18 protein-coding genes are annotated in these 14,540 nt (G+C 54.1%); 8 read left to right on the top strand and 10 right to left on the bottom strand.

Going from position 1 to position 14,540, the window contains the following annotated elements; translation table 11 throughout:
• Positions 1-2 precede the first annotated feature (2 nt).
• From RE418_RS14825 to RE418_RS14815, 3 genes are read right to left on the bottom strand one after another with little or no spacing between them, the layout of a single operon-like run.
• Positions 3-287: a PTS sugar transporter subunit IIB gene (locus RE418_RS14825; protein ID WP_074054856.1), complete on the bottom strand. Its 285-nt coding sequence runs from the start codon at positions 285-287 to the stop codon at positions 3-5.
• A gap of 21 nt (positions 288-308) precedes the next feature.
• Positions 309-1,679 (bottom strand): PTS galactitol transporter subunit IIC, encoded by a 1,371-nt coding sequence (locus RE418_RS14820; protein ID WP_089181090.1) that lies wholly within the window; start codon positions 1,677-1,679, stop codon positions 309-311.
• A gap of 3 nt (positions 1,680-1,682) precedes the next feature.
• The gene (locus RE418_RS14815) at positions 1,683-2,219 is read right to left on the bottom strand and encodes an RpiB/LacA/LacB family sugar-phosphate isomerase (RefSeq protein ID WP_089181091.1); all 537 of its coding nucleotides are present in this window, start codon (positions 2,217-2,219) and stop codon (positions 1,683-1,685) included.
• A 379-nt stretch (positions 2,220-2,598) separates the two neighbouring features.
• Here RE418_RS14815 and RE418_RS14810 point away from each other — a divergent pair, with 379 nt between their 5' ends.
• The 7 genes from RE418_RS14810 to hxlB all read left to right on the top strand — a co-directional run bounded on the left by RE418_RS14810 (position 2,599) and on the right by hxlB (position 7,859).
• Positions 2,599-3,354, top strand: coding sequence for a DeoR/GlpR family DNA-binding transcription regulator (locus RE418_RS14810; RefSeq protein ID WP_089181092.1), 756 nt, complete (start codon positions 2,599-2,601; stop codon positions 3,352-3,354).
• Between the two features lie 349 nt (positions 3,355-3,703).
• Complete coding sequence (gene gatA / locus RE418_RS14805) at positions 3,704-4,153, top strand: PTS galactitol transporter subunit IIA (protein WP_089181093.1); 450 nt, start codon at positions 3,704-3,706, stop codon at positions 4,151-4,153.
• Between the two features lie 20 nt (positions 4,154-4,173).
• A complete protein-coding gene (locus RE418_RS14800) occupies positions 4,174-4,467 on the top strand; it encodes a PTS sugar transporter subunit IIB (protein ID WP_074053719.1) in 294 nt (97 codons plus the stop codon).
• Positions 4,468-4,493: 26 nt separating this feature from the next.
• Complete coding sequence (locus tag RE418_RS14795) at positions 4,494-5,747, top strand: PTS transporter subunit IIC (RefSeq protein ID WP_089181094.1); 1,254 nt, start codon at positions 4,494-4,496, stop codon at positions 5,745-5,747.
• 25 nt (positions 5,748-5,772) lie between these two features.
• Positions 5,773-6,417, top strand: a complete 645-nt coding sequence (gene rpe, locus RE418_RS14790) for a ribulose-phosphate 3-epimerase (protein WP_089181095.1) — start codon at positions 5,773-5,775, stop codon at positions 6,415-6,417.
• A 113-nt stretch (positions 6,418-6,530) separates the two neighbouring features.
• Positions 6,531-7,283, top strand: coding sequence for an SDR family NAD(P)-dependent oxidoreductase (locus RE418_RS14785; RefSeq protein ID WP_089181096.1), 753 nt, complete (start codon positions 6,531-6,533; stop codon positions 7,281-7,283).
• A gap of 15 nt (positions 7,284-7,298) precedes the next feature.
• A complete protein-coding gene (hxlB, locus tag RE418_RS14780) occupies positions 7,299-7,859 on the top strand; it encodes a 6-phospho-3-hexuloisomerase (RefSeq protein WP_089181097.1) in 561 nt (186 codons plus the stop codon).
• Between the two features lie 45 nt (positions 7,860-7,904).
• On the opposite strand, the gene RE418_RS14775 is transcribed toward hxlB, so the two are convergent.
• A complete protein-coding gene (locus RE418_RS14775; protein WP_089181098.1) occupies positions 7,905-8,483 on the bottom strand; it encodes a hypothetical protein in 579 nt (192 codons plus the stop codon).
• Between the two features lie 129 nt (positions 8,484-8,612).
• On the opposite strand from RE418_RS14775, the gene RE418_RS14770 reads away from it, so the two are divergent.
• Positions 8,613-9,503 (top strand): LysR substrate-binding domain-containing protein, encoded by an 891-nt coding sequence (locus tag RE418_RS14770; RefSeq protein WP_089181099.1) that lies wholly within the window; start codon positions 8,613-8,615, stop codon positions 9,501-9,503.
• Here RE418_RS14770 and RE418_RS14765 read toward each other — a convergent pair.
• The 6 genes from RE418_RS14765 to RE418_RS14740 all read right to left on the bottom strand — a co-directional run bounded on the left by RE418_RS14765 (position 9,500) and on the right by RE418_RS14740 (position 14,531).
• Positions 9,500-10,228 (bottom strand): PA1136 family autoinducer-binding transcriptional regulator, encoded by a 729-nt coding sequence (locus RE418_RS14765; protein ID WP_089181100.1) that lies wholly within the window; start codon positions 10,226-10,228, stop codon positions 9,500-9,502. The genes RE418_RS14770 and RE418_RS14765 overlap by 4 nt on opposite strands.
• Entirely contained in the window at positions 10,225-11,100 is an 876-nt protein-coding gene (gene hchA / locus RE418_RS14760; RefSeq protein WP_016927070.1) for a glyoxalase III HchA, read from the bottom strand. The genes RE418_RS14765 and hchA overlap by 4 nt, the downstream gene beginning before the upstream one ends.
• A gap of 102 nt (positions 11,101-11,202) precedes the next feature.
• The gene (locus tag RE418_RS14755; RefSeq protein WP_089181101.1) at positions 11,203-11,970 is read right to left on the bottom strand and encodes an ABC transporter ATP-binding protein; all 768 of its coding nucleotides are present in this window, start codon (positions 11,968-11,970) and stop codon (positions 11,203-11,205) included.
• Positions 11,957-12,967, bottom strand: coding sequence for an iron ABC transporter permease (locus RE418_RS14750; RefSeq protein ID WP_043143129.1), 1,011 nt, complete (start codon positions 12,965-12,967; stop codon positions 11,957-11,959). The genes RE418_RS14755 and RE418_RS14750 overlap by 14 nt, the downstream gene beginning before the upstream one ends.
• A gap of 42 nt (positions 12,968-13,009) precedes the next feature.
• Positions 13,010-14,086 (bottom strand): ABC transporter substrate-binding protein, encoded by a 1,077-nt coding sequence (locus RE418_RS14745; RefSeq protein ID WP_025303468.1) that lies wholly within the window; start codon positions 14,084-14,086, stop codon positions 13,010-13,012.
• A 46-nt stretch (positions 14,087-14,132) separates the two neighbouring features.
• Entirely contained in the window at positions 14,133-14,531 is a 399-nt protein-coding gene (locus RE418_RS14740; RefSeq protein WP_100225590.1) for a hypothetical protein, read from the bottom strand.
• Positions 14,532-14,540 lie beyond the last annotated feature (9 nt).

Raw genomic sequence — 14,540 nt, 5'->3', positions numbered from 1 at the left:
ACCTACTTCAGCATTTCTTCTTTAACGGCATCGAAGATTTCGTCTTCACCCAAACCGGTTAACAGGCCTGCGCCCACAATAACGCGTGTCGTGATCCCCGGGTTGTCCAGTTTGGTGGAAGAGACGATCAGGTCATATCCGTTGAAGGTGTCCGTGGTGCACGCCATCAGAGAGGACTTATCAACCTGCGCTTCCATTTTCTGCTCTTTCAGAAAGTCTTGCAGGACAGAAACCATGATGGAGGAAGAAGCAATACCGTTACCGCACACGACTAAGATCTTTTTCATTTTCATTACCTTTTTAAATGGTTAAATCGTTTTTTCTGCTTCTGCTTTTAACTGACGGCGTGATTTCTGTTTAAGCAAGTATCCCGCTGATACCAGCAAAGCGGCAGCAAGCGCGTAACCAACGATGCCCACGTGGCTGAGGGCGGCAAAAAGGCCGGTGAACGGGTTGGCCGACGGGTTCAGAGATGAATACATCACGCTCGCATCCGGATTGGTGCCGAACTGCTGAAACACTTCGTTAGTGGCTGGCGCCATCCAGGAAGCAATGTACAGGCCACCACCAAACAGGATGATGGAGGTCACCCAAGTGCGAATAATATTGCCGTTGAAAACAGGCACCATGCATGCAATAAAGAACACGAACTGCGACAGGTCACCCAGCGGCATCACGCGGTTGCCAGGCAGGATCACGGCAAGGATTACAATCACCGGGATCAACAGCAGTGCGGGGGCGATAACCGACGGGTGTCCAACAATCAGCGCTGTATCCATACCGACGGTAATCTCGCGATCGGGGAAACGTTTGACCAGTTTCTTACGCGCCACGTTGGACAGCGGTACCAGTCCTTCCATCATAATGGAGGTCATACGCGGGAGAAGAAGCATGACGGCCGCGAGGTACATCCCCAGCTGAAGGCTCGCTATGACCGTATGATACGGAGACTCCCAGCCATAACCACAGAAGCCCAGCAGGATGCCGATGATGAAACCAACCATGGTCGGATCGCCGAGAATGCCAAAACGTTTCTGGATACTTTCTGCGGTCACGTTCAGATTACGGAAACCCGGGATGCGATCGTAAATCCAGTTAAATGGGTAGGCAAACAACAGGTAGGTATTCGCAACCGGATGTGAGATAGCGACACCTTTCGGCAGATTGAAGAACTGTTCGTTCTTTTTCGCGCCCAGATCCGCCGCAATCAGTGCCCAGACATGGAACAGCGCGGCAGTAAGAACACCGTACAGGAAGCTGCCAGAGTAAGCCCCCACGATTGCCCCCATGGAGGCATTCTGATGCAGGTTAAACACATCGACGTTCACGCAGTCAGTCAGGCGAGCGACCAGCATGGCAATGTTCACGGCCACGCACAGCGGGATGATAATCGCCCCCATACTTGAGCCGAAACCCATGACGGCTGTTGCCGCCCCTCCCACGTCAATGGCGCTGAGTGACGATCCTGTGGCTTCTGCGAGCCCAGTGACCGCTGGCTGCATTTTTTCCAGCATTAACATGATGGTCATGGTTAATGCGATGAAACCGATACCGACTTTGATCGCGGATGAAATGCATTCGGACAGCGGACGGCCCAGCAGCTTCATCAGGATAAGGAAGATGACGGGTATGAAAATAAAGTTACCCAGATCATTGATAAACTGTGTGATCAGTTCCATTTTTTAGCCCTCGGAAATCTCATCATCGGGTCTGAACCCCATATTCCAGCGAACATCACCCGGCTTTATCAGCAACGAGTTATCGCTGCGTTCAGCTTCCAGCAGGTTCTTTTTGGAGTTTTCTCTTGCTGTGGCGAAGTCAAACGGATTGTCATACCACGCGTCCACGATCATTTTGGTGTATTCGAGATCATTAACCCGGCAGCCGAGTCCAATCACCTGCGCATTGTTGCTCAGCCGCGCGCGTTTCGCAGAATAAGGATTCGTTACGGCAACCGCACGAATACCCCAGTGCTTATTCACCTGGCACGTAAACCCGATGCCGGTCCCGCAGATATAAATACCTATGCGGCATTCGTCACGCTGGATCACCCCCGCCATTTCGTCTGCCAGACGGGCAAAATTATTCACGCCGTCCTCCTTGCGTTTGACGGGATCGTACACAATCTCCGCACCTTTCTCTTCTACAAGGTATTTTTTGATCTCCTCCTTACGTTCGAACCCTACATCATCGCTTGCGATTGCAATTTTAGTTTTCATCTCAACCCACCTCATTAGCAACTTAAGCCAAGCATAGAGTTGGTAAATATTGGTTGTCAACTGAGATCAAAATCACAAAATCAACAACCAATTGATATACAAAGATTTAAAAACCAACAAATACAAATAAAAGCTAACAAATAACAATATTGAGCAAATTTTAAACAAAACTTGACGTTACCATCGTGGCAAGTTAGCTTTTAAGGTCATCATTAAAAATATCATTTATATCAATATATTAAATAAATTTAAGTTGAAGGCCAATGTAGATATTTCATTGAAAATGCACGACCTCGCATTCGCTTGGGGTTTGCTTTTGTTTGTATCACTTGTGCTATGCTGTCACCCAAACCAGCCGCTAAACCGTTCAGGAGGAAAGATGTACCTGGTTGATGAAAGGAGAAAACTGATACTCGAAGAGATTATTTCGGCAGGTACCGTGTATGTCAGTGACCTTGCGAAAAAGTATGAGGTGACTTATGAGACGATACGAAAAGATCTGACTTACCTTGAACAAAAGGGGCTGTTGGTTAAAAGTCATGGCGGCGCAACCCTAAAACAAGGCGCCATCGAACATCCCTTCCAGGTTAGGGAAAAAGAGAACAGTTCCTTCAAGCAAGCCATTGCCAGAAAAGCTCTGGAATTCATCCCACCAAACAGTTCCATGATAATCGGTACCGGCAGTTCCAACTTTGAACTGGCCAATCTGTTGTGTCTGAAATCCGGCTTCAAAATCTTTACGGACTCTCTCCCCGTGGCAAGTGTTCTCATCGAATCGGATAATCAGGTCTTTCTTTTCGGTGGAGAACTAAGGAAAAAAAGTTCATCCGTGTTCGGCGGCTGGGCGGTCTCGATGATCAACGATATCAACGTTGACCTGTGTTTTATCGGTACGGATGGTTTCAGCAAGATGGGGGGACCTTCGACACCGTCATCCTCTGATGCCTTTTTAGACAGAACCATCATCGCCCGATCTGAGAAAAAATACATCTTGGGTGACTACACAAAGTTTCAGCGAAGCAGCCTGTTCAAAATTTGCGATTGGTCAGAAATTACCGCCCTCATAACCAATGAGGTTGCAGATAAAGAAAGCATCGCGGAAGTATCAAGGTTCACGACTGTCATCACGTGTTGAATCGCTTATCACCGACGGTGTAGGTGTGGTTCTACGCCGTCCGGCCTTTGTACACGCCTGGAAAGTGCTCATAAGAGCTATATGGTGTTATTCAGTGAATTCGCCCCGCAAAAGCGAAGAATTGATTAATATCTATAAAATTCAATTAATTGCATCAAACCCTGCATATTCACACCTTGCCAAATCGCTCATTTGAGCAAAAATAAAACCGCACCAATGTGATTTATTGTGATCAACTTATAAATTTTGAAACCTCCTTAGATCCCTACAAAAGCGATGTGCTATAAATGCTCATATGATAAACAAACAACTCATATGAGCATTTCATGTCTCGTGAGGGGAGGATAAAGTGAGTGCGATTACCGTCAATGTTGCGGATGCCGCTGCATTCAAGAATTACGATGAGGTGCTGCAGCATATCCATGCAACACAGACAGCTGCGGGCATTGTTAAAGATACTTATCTCAGTGCCCTTCGTGAGCGAGAAGCGGATTACCCTACCGGTATCCAGTTGGATGGATATTCTGTAGCCATCCCACATTGTGACAGCCAGCACGCAATTAAGCCGGCTATTTATATTCTCCGTCTCGCGGAAGCTATTGAGGTTAATGCAGCTGATGGTGATGGGAAGTTATGGGTCAACTTGGTGATTAATTTAGTTGTGACTGACCCGGCCGATCAGTTGCAGTTGCTAAAAGCATTATTTAACCATCTTCAGATGACTGATTTTTACCAGCAACTGCTTGGGCTTCCTGCTGCGGAAGCAAAAGCAATGTTCCTCAATACAATAATTAAATAACAAACACCAGGAGAATTATTATGATTACTATCCTCGTAGCCTGCGGAAGCGGCGTAGCAACCTCTACGTTAGCAGCTGATGAAGTTAAATCAGTTTGTGCGGAATACAATATTGCTAACGTTAAAATCAACAAATGCAGCATGTCAGAATTAGCTTCTGAGATGCAAAGTGCTGATATCGTTTTAACCACCAATAACTATAAAGGTGATATTGGGAAGCCTCATATGAGCGTTTCCGGTTTTATCACTGGTATCAATGAAGCGGCCCTTCGAAGAAAATTAGGCGAATTATTAATCGAGACAGCCAAAAAATAAATCCGCGTAAACCGGGGGATGGTAAAATGGAAACATTAAAAAGCATCATGTTTACAATCACAAGCATGGGCGCTACGGCAATATTACCGCTGGTTATTTTCCTTTTAGGTTTGGTTTTCCGTATGAAAATCGGTGCAGCCATTAAATCGGGCATCACCGTCGGTATTGGTTTTATCGGTCTCGGCCTGGTTGTCGGCCTACTGAATACCGCCCTTCACCCGGCAATTGAGTATTATTCCAAAATCGGCAGCGGTTTCACTGTTGCTGATATTGGATGGCCTGCAGTAGGCGCTGCGGCATGGGTAGCCCCGTTTGCGGCGATGGTCATTCCGATTGGTATTGTCCTGAATCTGATCCTGGTACGCCTAAAGCTGACCAAAACCTTGAACGTCGATATCTGGAACTATATGCACTTCCTGGTACCCGGTGCCCTGGCATACTTTGTTTTTGACAGTTTCTTCCTGGGACTGGGTGTGGCTGTTGCGCTCAGCGTAGTTGCGTTGTTTATTGGCGACCTGATTGCGCCAAGATGGCAAAAATACTATGGCCTCGAAGGAACAACCTGTACCACGATGATTCATATCGGCTGGACATTACCATTCGCCTGGCTTGTAAACAAAATTATCGATTTCATTCCAGGTCTGAACAAACTTGATGTGGATTTAGAGAGCGTTCAGAAACGGCTGGGTGTTTTTGGCGAACCGGCAATCATTGGCGTCATTGTCGGTGCCCTCTTGGGTCTTTTAACCAAGCAACCGATCACGACCATTGTACCGATGGCAATGGGCGTTGCCGGCGTCATGGTACTGCTGCCGAAAGTCGTTGGCGTTCTGATGGAAGGGCTAAACCCGATTGGTAAAAGTGCCAAAGAAATCATGCAGAAACAGATGGGTAAGGATGCGGAACTGAATATTGGGATGGACTGCGCCCTGGCTCTCGGCGATCCGGCAACGGTAACCGTTACCGTCATTACCATCCCTCTGACCATGCTTTGCGCGCTGGTTTTACCGGGCATCCAGATATTCCCAATCGGCGTGCTGATGTCAATCATCTATATGACGACCATGACGGTTATGGTCAGCAACGGCAACGTTATTCGCTCAATTATCTCTACCCTACTGTTCTGTGTGGTGGTCATGTATTTGGGGGGCTATGTGGCGCCAGGCGCAACGCAATTCCTGAATGGTGCGGGGGTTGGCCTGCAGGGACAAGGAACAGATTTTGTTTTAACGGGTCCATGGGAAATATTCACTTACTGGCTGAGTACAGTAACTCACTAATTAGCAGAGCAGGAGGCTAATTAAAATGGCAACGATTCTACCTTCTATTTTTGGCGCAGACATACTCCGCTTGCAGGAGGAGATTAAATTCCTGGAAGCAGAGAACACGGCAATTTTGCATGTGGATTTGATGGATGGTACCTATGTCAGTAATATTGCATTCGGGCCCAACCAAATCGCAGCAATGAAAAAAGCCAGTTCAATGATCTTTGATGTCCATATGATGCTGGCAAATCCGGAAAGACATATTGATGAGGTAATCAAAACTGGCGCAGAAATGATTTCGGTTCATTATGAATCAACGCCTCATGTGCACTATATTATTCAAAAAATAAAACAGGCTGGACGCAAGGCCGGTGTGGTACTCAACCCGGGGACACCGGAAGTCATGATTGAATATCTGCTGGATGACATTGATTATATTTTAATCATGACTATTAATCCCGGCCAACCAGGCCAGAAGTTTATTGAAAAGAGCCTGGAGAAAATAAAAAACACTAAAAAAATGATTGCAGGCCGTGCCATTCAAATTGAAGTCGATGGCGGCGTTAATGCTGAAGTTGCCAGAAAGGTAAAGGAAGTTGGTGCTGATTTAATTGTTGTCGGTGGCGCTCTGTTTAATGGTTCCCCGCAAGAAAATTATCAGGCACTAAGAATGGCGATCCAGTAATAGCTAAAAAATGCCCCAAAGAAGCCACAGATTATTATCTCCATCAATTAAACCACCCGTTACCAGAAAGGGGGCTCCCCCCCTTTGTCATGAGACTTAAGGAGTAAACTGAAATGAGTAATTTTGAAGGAAAGGTCGCGTTAGTCACAGGTGGGGCTCACGGGATTGGTAAAGGCATTGCAAAACAATTCGCTGAGCGCGGAGCACACACGGTTATCGTTGACTATAACGAAGAGAATGGCAAAAAAACGGCAAAGGAACTGACCTTTGATGGAGTGACGTCTTTATTTGTCAAGACTGATGTATCCGACCCCAAGGCGCTGGAAAACGTTCGTGACAAAGTATTTGAGGCCTTTGGCCGCATCGATATTTTGGTCTTAAATGCCGGTGTGGCATTTGCTAATAAAGTCAACGACATCACTTTTGAAGAGTGGAATAAAACCATTGCCATTAACCTTACCGGTTTATTCAACACCGTTAAGGCGTTCTATGCCGATTTCACCAAGAACCATGGTTCCATCGTGTATATCTCTTCCGGATCTGCCCTTTCCGGCACGGGGGGCGGTGTGAGCTATCCGGCCAGTAAAGCTGGCGGTGAAGGCCTGATTCGCGGCCTGGCTAAAGAACTGGGTCCAAAAGGCGTCAACGTTAATGCTATTGCTCCGCGCCTGATTGATACCGGAGAAATGATGCGTGTCAATTACCCCACACAGGCGGATCTTGATGCCGTTCTGGAGAAGATTCCAGTGCGTCGCCTCGGTACGATCGACGACGTGGCAAACCTGGCCATCTTTTTGGCTGACAAGGAGAACTCCTACATTCAGGGACAAACCATTCTGATGGATGGCGGGCGTACTATCGCTTAAGCGGGAGAGCATGATATGAGCGTTCAAAAAAACACATACGATATTTTGAGTGAGCTGCAAAGAAACGCCCGCAACATCGACGATGCGCAGGCAGAACAGTTTGTTAATCAGATAAAGAGAGCCAATCACATCTTCCTGCAGGGCGCGGGGAGAAGTGGCATCGCAATCCGCGCTTTTGCCAATCGTCTGCTGCATCTTGGATTTTCGGTGAGTATCGTGGGTGAAATTTCATCGCCTCATACGCAGCCCGGCGATCTTGTCATTATTGGTTCCGGCAGCGGTGAAACCGGTAGCCTGGTAAGCCTGGCGCAAAAGGCCATCGCCTGCGGGGTCGACGTGGCGCTTGTCACGATGAAAGCCGAGTCTACAATCGGCAAACTGGCCAAAAGTATCCTTGTGCTGCCTGGTACTGTGAAAGAAGATAATGCGCGAGAGGCAGAGGCTTTTTCCCAACCTATGGGATCAGCTTTTGAACAGCTGTGCCTGATTACTTATGACGCTATCGTGCTTGAACTGATGGCTCAACTCAGCGAAACCAGCGACACAATGTTTAAGAGACACGCGAACCTCGAGTAAACGCCAAGAAACGCCCGCCAGGTTCTCCTGACGGGCTGTCTACTCTCAATAATCCCCCGAATCCCGCTCCGCAACCCGCGCCATCAATGCCCCCAGCAACGCCAGGTCGACCAGCAACGCCAGCGCGAAACAGGCTCCCTTTATCCCCGGTGCGGCATAGGTTTGCACCAGCGAAGCGGCAATCACTACGGCCACGATAGTCACCACCGTCGTCAGCCTGCACGCCACGGCGAACGCCGCTTTCTCCCCCACTGCCGTGCGGTAGGCGACGCCCTGCCCCAGGCCGCCGAGGGCGATGCCCAGCAGCAGGGCCGGCCAATCATGGCCGCCGAACAGCATCAGCAGCGTCAATAGCCACCCCACCGCTGCCAGTAAAAAGCCGTAGCGAAGAATCGCCAGCGCAGGCCGGTTCCGCAGCGGCCGTAGACGGGCCAGTGCGGCGCCGCCGAGAAACGCCAGCGCCAATGCCGTTAGCAGCATCAGGGTCGCGCCGATGCCCAGCAGATTTTCGGTCTTCAGCAGCAAGGCGCCTGCCGCGGCCGGCACGCTGAGCGCCAGGGCGCTCGCCGCCGCTCCCGTGTGTGCCATGGCGCCCAGGGCACCGTTGTTGATATAAAGGCTCATCGTTCACTCTCGACATGATGGAAATGATGAAATAAATTCATTTCCCTGTTCACATGTCAGTAGCCTATCTCTTGTATAATCGCTCAGACAAACTCATAGTTTTCAGCCTTGGATGAGAATAATTCAGCCATGAGAAAAACCCGTTTGCCGCCGCTGGGCGCGCTGCGCGCCTTCCACGCCGTGGCCGGCTGCCGCAGCTTCAAGCTGGCCGCCGAGGCGCTGGGCGTCAGCGCGACGGCAGTCAGCCACCAGATCAAGCTGCTGGAGTCGGTGCTGGAATGCCGGGTGTGCGAGCGCAGCGCACAGGGCGTCAGCCTGACCGAGACCGGCGAGATCCTGTATGCCGGCACCCAGCGCGCCTTCGCCGCACTGGAGCAGTCCGTCGCCCAAATCACCCGCGCCCAGCAGCCGCCGGCGCTGACCGTCACCACCACCTCCAATTTTCTCACCCACTGGCTGGTGCCGCGCCTGGCCGATTTCAAGGCGGAGTTTCCCGCCATCGATCTGCGCCTGCACACCAGCGTCGAGCGGGTCGATCTCAGCCAGCGCACCGTGGACGTCGCCATCCGCTACCGCGAAACACCGGAAAGCGATCTGCACTGCACCTTGCTGCATGAGGATCGTTTTATCGTGGTGGCCAGCCCGGCGCTGGCGCTGGAGCGCATCGAAGATTTGCAGCGGGTGACGCTGTTTCACGTGGAACATCGGCAGGTGCCCGCCGACGCGCCGACCTGGGAAAACTGGCGACGGCGCTACGGGCCGGAAGGGTTGAACGTGGAAGCCGGGCTGACCTTCAGCGACGAAACCCATGCGCTGCAGGCGGCGGTGGCCGGCCAGGGGGTGGTGATCGCCAGCCGGCTGCTGGCGCGCGATTTGTTGCAGCGCGGCGTGCTGGCCGCGCCGTTCGAGATGTCGTTACCCGGCGCCAACTACTATCTGGTGGCCACCGAAGAAACTGCGCAGCGCCCCGATATCATTGCGCTGCGCGAATGGTTGCTGCGGCAAATGGCGACGGGCTAACGGCGCTCGGGGGCGATCTCCCCCAGGCGGATCGCCACGCCGATCGCCTGCGCGGTGGTGGCGGCGCCGAGGCGTTGGCGAATACGCCGCAGGTGGTTTTCCACCGTGCGTTCAGACAGGCCGAGCATCGCAGCGATATCCGCCTGCCGCCGGCCGATGGCGGTCCAGCTCAGCACTTCGCGCTCACGCGCCGACAGTCGGCCCTCTCCCTCGCCGGCCGCCGGTGCGAACAGCCGCCGTGCCGCCTGAAAGGCCGCCGTACCCACCAGCGACAGCGCCAGCCGCACCGGCGGCGAGGCATCGATGCGCTCGCCCCCCAGGCTGACGGCCCCCTCCAAACCGGCCGGGCCAAACACCGGGATCTGCACGCCGTGCAGGCCGGCGCCGCGCGGCGTGCGCACAATCCGATAGCGCTCGCCCTGCTGCGCCCGGGTTTTAGTCCAGAAGAACGGCTCGCTGGCCCGCAGCATGTGCCGGGTCACCGGGCAGTGCCGCACGTAGGTCAACGCATCGACGGCCTCGCCGTCGCCGAACCAGTCGCCCTCGACCCAGTAGATATGCTCGATCCCCGCCTCCGCCGTGGCGGAAGCGGAAAACAGCACAAAGCGATCGAAGCCGAACGGCGCGGCGAAGGCGCGAACCCGCCCCTGAATGGCGGACAGGGTTCGCTCGTGGTCCATCGCCAGCGCCGTCTGGAAAGCGCGCTGCGCGATCTCGTCGCTCATCGCGTGGCGACGTCGGCCAGCAGCGTCTCTGCCGCCAGTTTGCCGAGGTTGTTGGAAGCCAGCGGGCTGTCGCCGGTCAGCAGGCGCCGATCTTTATGCACCTTGCCGGTGATGTCGGCGTTGACGATCTTAACGCCCCGCTCGCGCAGGCGTTCGCCCACCAGCCAGGGCATCGGACCGGGAATATAGCCGATGTCGATGTTGGCGCCGGTATCGAGCGAGTCCGGGAACACGCACATCTCATAGCCACGATAGAGGAAATCCTCTTTGTTCTCGCCGATGCCCGCCGCCAGCAAACCGGCCGGCCCGTGGCACAGCGAAATCACGTAGCGATCGTTGTCATGCGCCCAGTGCAGGGTCTTTTTCACCTCTTCGCTGAACGGGATATCATTGAGCACGCCGTGGCCGCCGGGAATGAAAACGCCGAGGTAGTTGCCGCCATCCAGATCCTTCACCACTTCCGTCAACTTTTTCGGCTGCTTGAGTTGGCTGCGGTACTTCTCGTAGGTGGCCTTGACCGCTTCATCTTCATGCGGGAACGCCCACATCTCCAGCTTCACCGGATCGCCGGACGGCGTGGCGATGTCGATCTCGAAACCGGCGAGATCCAGGTGATACATCGGCAACAGCATCTCGACCGGGTGGTTGCCGGTAGAAAAGAACTTGCCGTTTTGCATCAGCAGGTAGCGCTCCTGCGAGGCGATCATCAGCACCTTCCACTTGCCGCCGCGATAGGCGTTCGGGTAGCTGGCGCCCGTGAAGTCGGTTTTGGACGAGGTGTACTGGCTGAGGGAGTAAGGGGATGGGAAGAATGCGTTGTCTTCCGCCACATCCGGGGTGGGATTACGATCGTTGGATACTGAATCAGTCATGATTATCTCCATATTCACCGTTGCATTTCTCTTTCAGCTTAAATAACCGCCGGCGGGGCCGCAATGAGGGATATCCCTCAATCACCCTCGCGCTGGCGGCGCTCAAGCGGAGTGCGGTAGCGCGACAATGAACGTTTCTTCGCTGACGCCGGCATATTCGTACCGGCACTTTCTCACCGGTACCTGGAAGTAACGCTCCAGGATATCCTCTTGCAGCAAGGCGTTTTTATCGCCAAACATGCACTGTCGCTGGTTCATCAGCAGGCACTTGTCGGAGATGCGGTCGGCATAATGCAGAAAATGCGTATTCAGCACGATCGTCATCTGCCGCTCTTTGGCGAGGCGCCAGAGCATCTCGATCATTTTAGCCTGATTGTAAAAATCCAGGTTCGACTCCGGTTCGTCGAGGATCATGACGTCGGGGTCCGCCGCCAGCGCCTTGGCGAAATAACACATCTGCAGTTCCCCGCCGCTGATCTGGTTGATATTTTTCTGCGCCAGCGGCGCGATCTCCAGCGCATGCAACACCGCCTGCGCCTTGGCGACATCTTGCCGCCGCGGCCTGGCGAACCACCCCGCCTGGCGGGCACAGCCGAAAGTGACAAAATCGAGTACCCCATAAGCGAAATGCGGCGTTTTCGCCTGCGGCACATAGGCCAACCGGGCGGGCCGATTGTCGACCAGGCCGATCTTGCACCCGCCAGACAGGGGCCGGCACAGGCCCGCGATGTGTCTCAGCAACGTGGTTTTACCGGCGCCGTTCGGCCCGAGCACGCTGAGGATCTCGCCCCGCGCCAGATGAAAACTGACGTTGTCGAGAAGGGGTTCTCGCCCCTTGAAACCCAGGGTCAGCTGGTTAACTGTGATCATGTTTGCTGCTCGTAATAAAAAGGAGAGCGAAAAGCGGCGCGCCGATCAGCGCGGTCAGGATGCCGATCGGGATTTCAGCATAGGTGGCCCCTCTGGCGATATTGTCGATCACCAGCAAAAACAGCGCCCCGCTCAGCGCCGAAGCGGGGATCAGGCGGCCGTGGTTATACCCCAACACGCTTCTCACCAAATGCGGGATCACCAAGCCGACCCACCCCACCACGCCGGCCAAGCTCACCGAGGCGGAAACCAGCAGAGAGGCGGCGATCAGCAACAGGATCTTCAGCCGAGGCGGATTCAGGCCGGCGATGCGCGCCTCGTCGTCCCCAAGAGAGAGAATGTTCATGTTCCACCTGAGCCGGTAGATAGTCAGGTAACACGCCGCAAACAGCGGGATCAGCCAATAAACCTGCGCTTTCGCTACCGAAGCGAAACTGCCCATCAGCCAGAAGACGATCGCCGGCAAGGTATCCTGCGGATCGGCGACATATTTTATGACCGAGACAAACGCGATAAACAGCGACGCGATAATCATGCCGGACAAAATCGTGGTGAGTGCATCCTGCCGGCGTTTGAGGCGGCAGATGCCCAGCACCAGCAGCAAGCTCACCACGCCGAAAAGAAACGACAGCAGGGAACTCAGGGCAAAAGGCAAACTCAACAAAATGCCCAGCGCAGCGCCAAAGGCGGAGGCGGAAGAGGTGCCCAGCACGTCCGGGCTGGCCAGCGCGTTTTTCAGCACCGCCTGAAAGGTCGCGCCGGCAACCGCCAACCCGCCGCCCACCAGCATCACCGCCACCACCCGCGGCGCGCGCAGGTTAAAAATCACCGAATAGCGGGCCTGGTTTTCCCCCGGCATGTTCCCCTGCCATAAAATCTGCACCACGTCATGGGCCGACAAGGCGTAGCGGCCGGCAAACAGCGATGCGAAGGCGACCACACAGAGCGAAATAAACAATCCCGCCATGATCGCCACATATTTTCCTCTGCCCGGCATCCCCAAACTCCTCCAACGAACTCACGCTATTCAACCGTGGCACTAGCGTTGCGCCAGCACCTCATCCAGCAACCGGTCCGGGATCGCATAAGAGAACATCGTCTGATAATAGCGACGCGTCTCCTCCCGCAGCGTTTTGTCGCTAATGTCTTCAGGGGCATACCGGTTGATCATAAACAGCGGCAGCAGTGACGTTTCCGCCGACAGGCCCCCCCAGTTGTGAATGCCCACCGGCGTCGAGAAAACCTTGCCGTTTTTCACCGCCCTGAGCGTCTCCCACGCCTGGCCGGGGATCCCCCCGTGCAGCAGCGCTTTGGCGCTGCCGAACACCACGAAAATCACATCCGGGTCCCAGGCCATGATTTGCTCCATCGAAACGTTGATGTACCTGCCGGCATCCCCCTTCACCGGCAAATCCCCGGCGACGTTGTCCATGCCGGCCATTTTCAGATAGGTGTCGCCGTAGGTGTGCGGGCCGCTCACCTTCAGCTGCCTGCCGTCGCTTTCTTCCAGATATAACGCCCTGACGTGCTGCGCGCGGATGGCGGCGGCATAGGGGCGGATCTGCTTCAGGGTCTTTTCCCAGGCGTCTTTGAATTTATGCGTACGCGGCAGGCCGAGGGTGTCGGCGAAGGTATTTTCCCAATACACCTGGGTGACCATCGGCTGGTATTTGGTCTTCCCGCCGGCGTCCAGATCGACCGTCATCACGCCCGCCCTTTCCAGCCGATCGTCCTGGCTTTTGCCGTAGTAATAAATGATGTCGGGCCGCAGATTCATTAACGACTCCATGTTGACCCGATAGTCTTTATTGATGAAATCGGACGTGATCCTGCCGATATCCGGCTTCATGTCCTTCAACACATGCCTATCGGCATGCATGAACGCCCAGGGCCCCACGCCGACGACATGCCGATAGGCCGCCTCGTTCGCCAGGATCACGCCGAAGGGGCAGTTGCCGGTGATGACGATCCGCGGGTAGCTGCCGGGCAGCGTTTGCGTCGCCGCGCTTTGCAACGGCTCGGCCGCCGCCGGCAGGCTGGCGCCGGCGCAAGGCACCGTCGGCAAGGCAAATAGGGCCAGCAGCGCGGTGGCGATAAATTTCACTGTTACGCACATGGTGCCTCCTGCGCGCACGCTCGGCGGCGCGCGTCGATGGGCTGTATTAGGCCGACGCGGCGATGCCTGCTGCCATAATGGTTATCCCGGCCACAAAGACGATTGCCGTGGTGGCTACCGCGCCGCCGCCAACCAACGCGGCGGTTTTTCCCGTGGAAAGGTCTTTTCGTTGCAGGAAAGAAAGCTCTGCCAGGGGAATGATTTTTCCGCTGTCGGCGACGATGTCTTTAGGTTCCACCTTCGCCACCTTCAGCTCGCCGCCGCTGCCGTCCTTCAGGCCATATTTCAACTGGTCGCCGACATAGACCGGCGGCTGCAGCAGGTAATACGGGCTATTGAGCCCCGCCTCTTTTTGTTGCAACGCCACGTCGTGGTAGGTCGTGCAACCGGCAAGGGAAAACGCCGCCATCCCGATAACCAACGGCACTAATGGGATAAATCGCATGGGAAACCT

This window comes from Serratia sp. szju (genome assembly GCF_044594185.1).
Taxonomy (GTDB): domain Bacteria; phylum Pseudomonadota; class Gammaproteobacteria; order Enterobacterales; family Enterobacteriaceae; genus Serratia; species Serratia bockelmannii.
Note: the sequence above shows the minus strand (reverse complement) of the source record. Positions and strands in the feature narration are given on the sequence as shown.

What these genes read in the sequence shown, in the direction of transcription:
- RE418_RS14815 (WP_089181091.1), bottom strand. Translation starts at nt 2,219, where the DNA reads ATGAAAACTAAAATTGCAATCGCAAGCGATGATGTAGGGTTCGAACGT.
- RE418_RS14810 (WP_089181092.1), top strand. Translation starts at nt 2,599, where the DNA reads ATGTACCTGGTTGATGAAAGGAGAAAACTGATACTCGAAGAGATTATT.
- RE418_RS14740 (WP_100225590.1), bottom strand. Translation starts at nt 14,531, where the DNA reads ATGCGATTTATCCCATTAGTGCCGTTGGTTATCGGGATGGCGGCGTTT.
- hxlB (WP_089181097.1), top strand. Translation starts at nt 7,299, where the DNA reads ATGAGCGTTCAAAAAAACACATACGATATTTTGAGTGAGCTGCAAAGA.
- RE418_RS14765 (WP_089181100.1), bottom strand. Translation starts at nt 10,228, where the DNA reads ATGAGCGACGAGATCGCGCAGCGCGCTTTCCAGACGGCGCTGGCGATG.
- RE418_RS14750 (WP_043143129.1), bottom strand. Translation starts at nt 12,967, where the DNA reads ATGCCGGGCAGAGGAAAATATGTGGCGATCATGGCGGGATTGTTTATT.
- RE418_RS14820 (WP_089181090.1), bottom strand. Translation starts at nt 1,679, where the DNA reads ATGGAACTGATCACACAGTTTATCAATGATCTGGGTAACTTTATTTTC.
- rpe (WP_089181095.1), top strand. Translation starts at nt 5,773, where the DNA reads ATGGCAACGATTCTACCTTCTATTTTTGGCGCAGACATACTCCGCTTG.
- RE418_RS14795 (WP_089181094.1), top strand. Translation starts at nt 4,494, where the DNA reads ATGGAAACATTAAAAAGCATCATGTTTACAATCACAAGCATGGGCGCT.
- RE418_RS14770 (WP_089181099.1), top strand. Translation starts at nt 8,613, where the DNA reads ATGAGAAAAACCCGTTTGCCGCCGCTGGGCGCGCTGCGCGCCTTCCAC.
- RE418_RS14775 (WP_089181098.1), bottom strand. Translation starts at nt 8,483, where the DNA reads ATGAGCCTTTATATCAACAACGGTGCCCTGGGCGCCATGGCACACACG.
- RE418_RS14755 (WP_089181101.1), bottom strand. Translation starts at nt 11,970, where the DNA reads ATGATCACAGTTAACCAGCTGACCCTGGGTTTCAAGGGGCGAGAACCC.
- RE418_RS14825 (WP_074054856.1), bottom strand. Translation starts at nt 287, where the DNA reads ATGAAAAAGATCTTAGTCGTGTGCGGTAACGGTATTGCTTCTTCCTCC.
- RE418_RS14800 (WP_074053719.1), top strand. Translation starts at nt 4,174, where the DNA reads ATGATTACTATCCTCGTAGCCTGCGGAAGCGGCGTAGCAACCTCTACG.
- RE418_RS14785 (WP_089181096.1), top strand. Translation starts at nt 6,531, where the DNA reads ATGAGTAATTTTGAAGGAAAGGTCGCGTTAGTCACAGGTGGGGCTCAC.
- RE418_RS14745 (WP_025303468.1), bottom strand. Translation starts at nt 14,086, where the DNA reads ATGTGCGTAACAGTGAAATTTATCGCCACCGCGCTGCTGGCCCTATTT.
- hchA (WP_016927070.1), bottom strand. Translation starts at nt 11,100, where the DNA reads ATGACTGATTCAGTATCCAACGATCGTAATCCCACCCCGGATGTGGCG.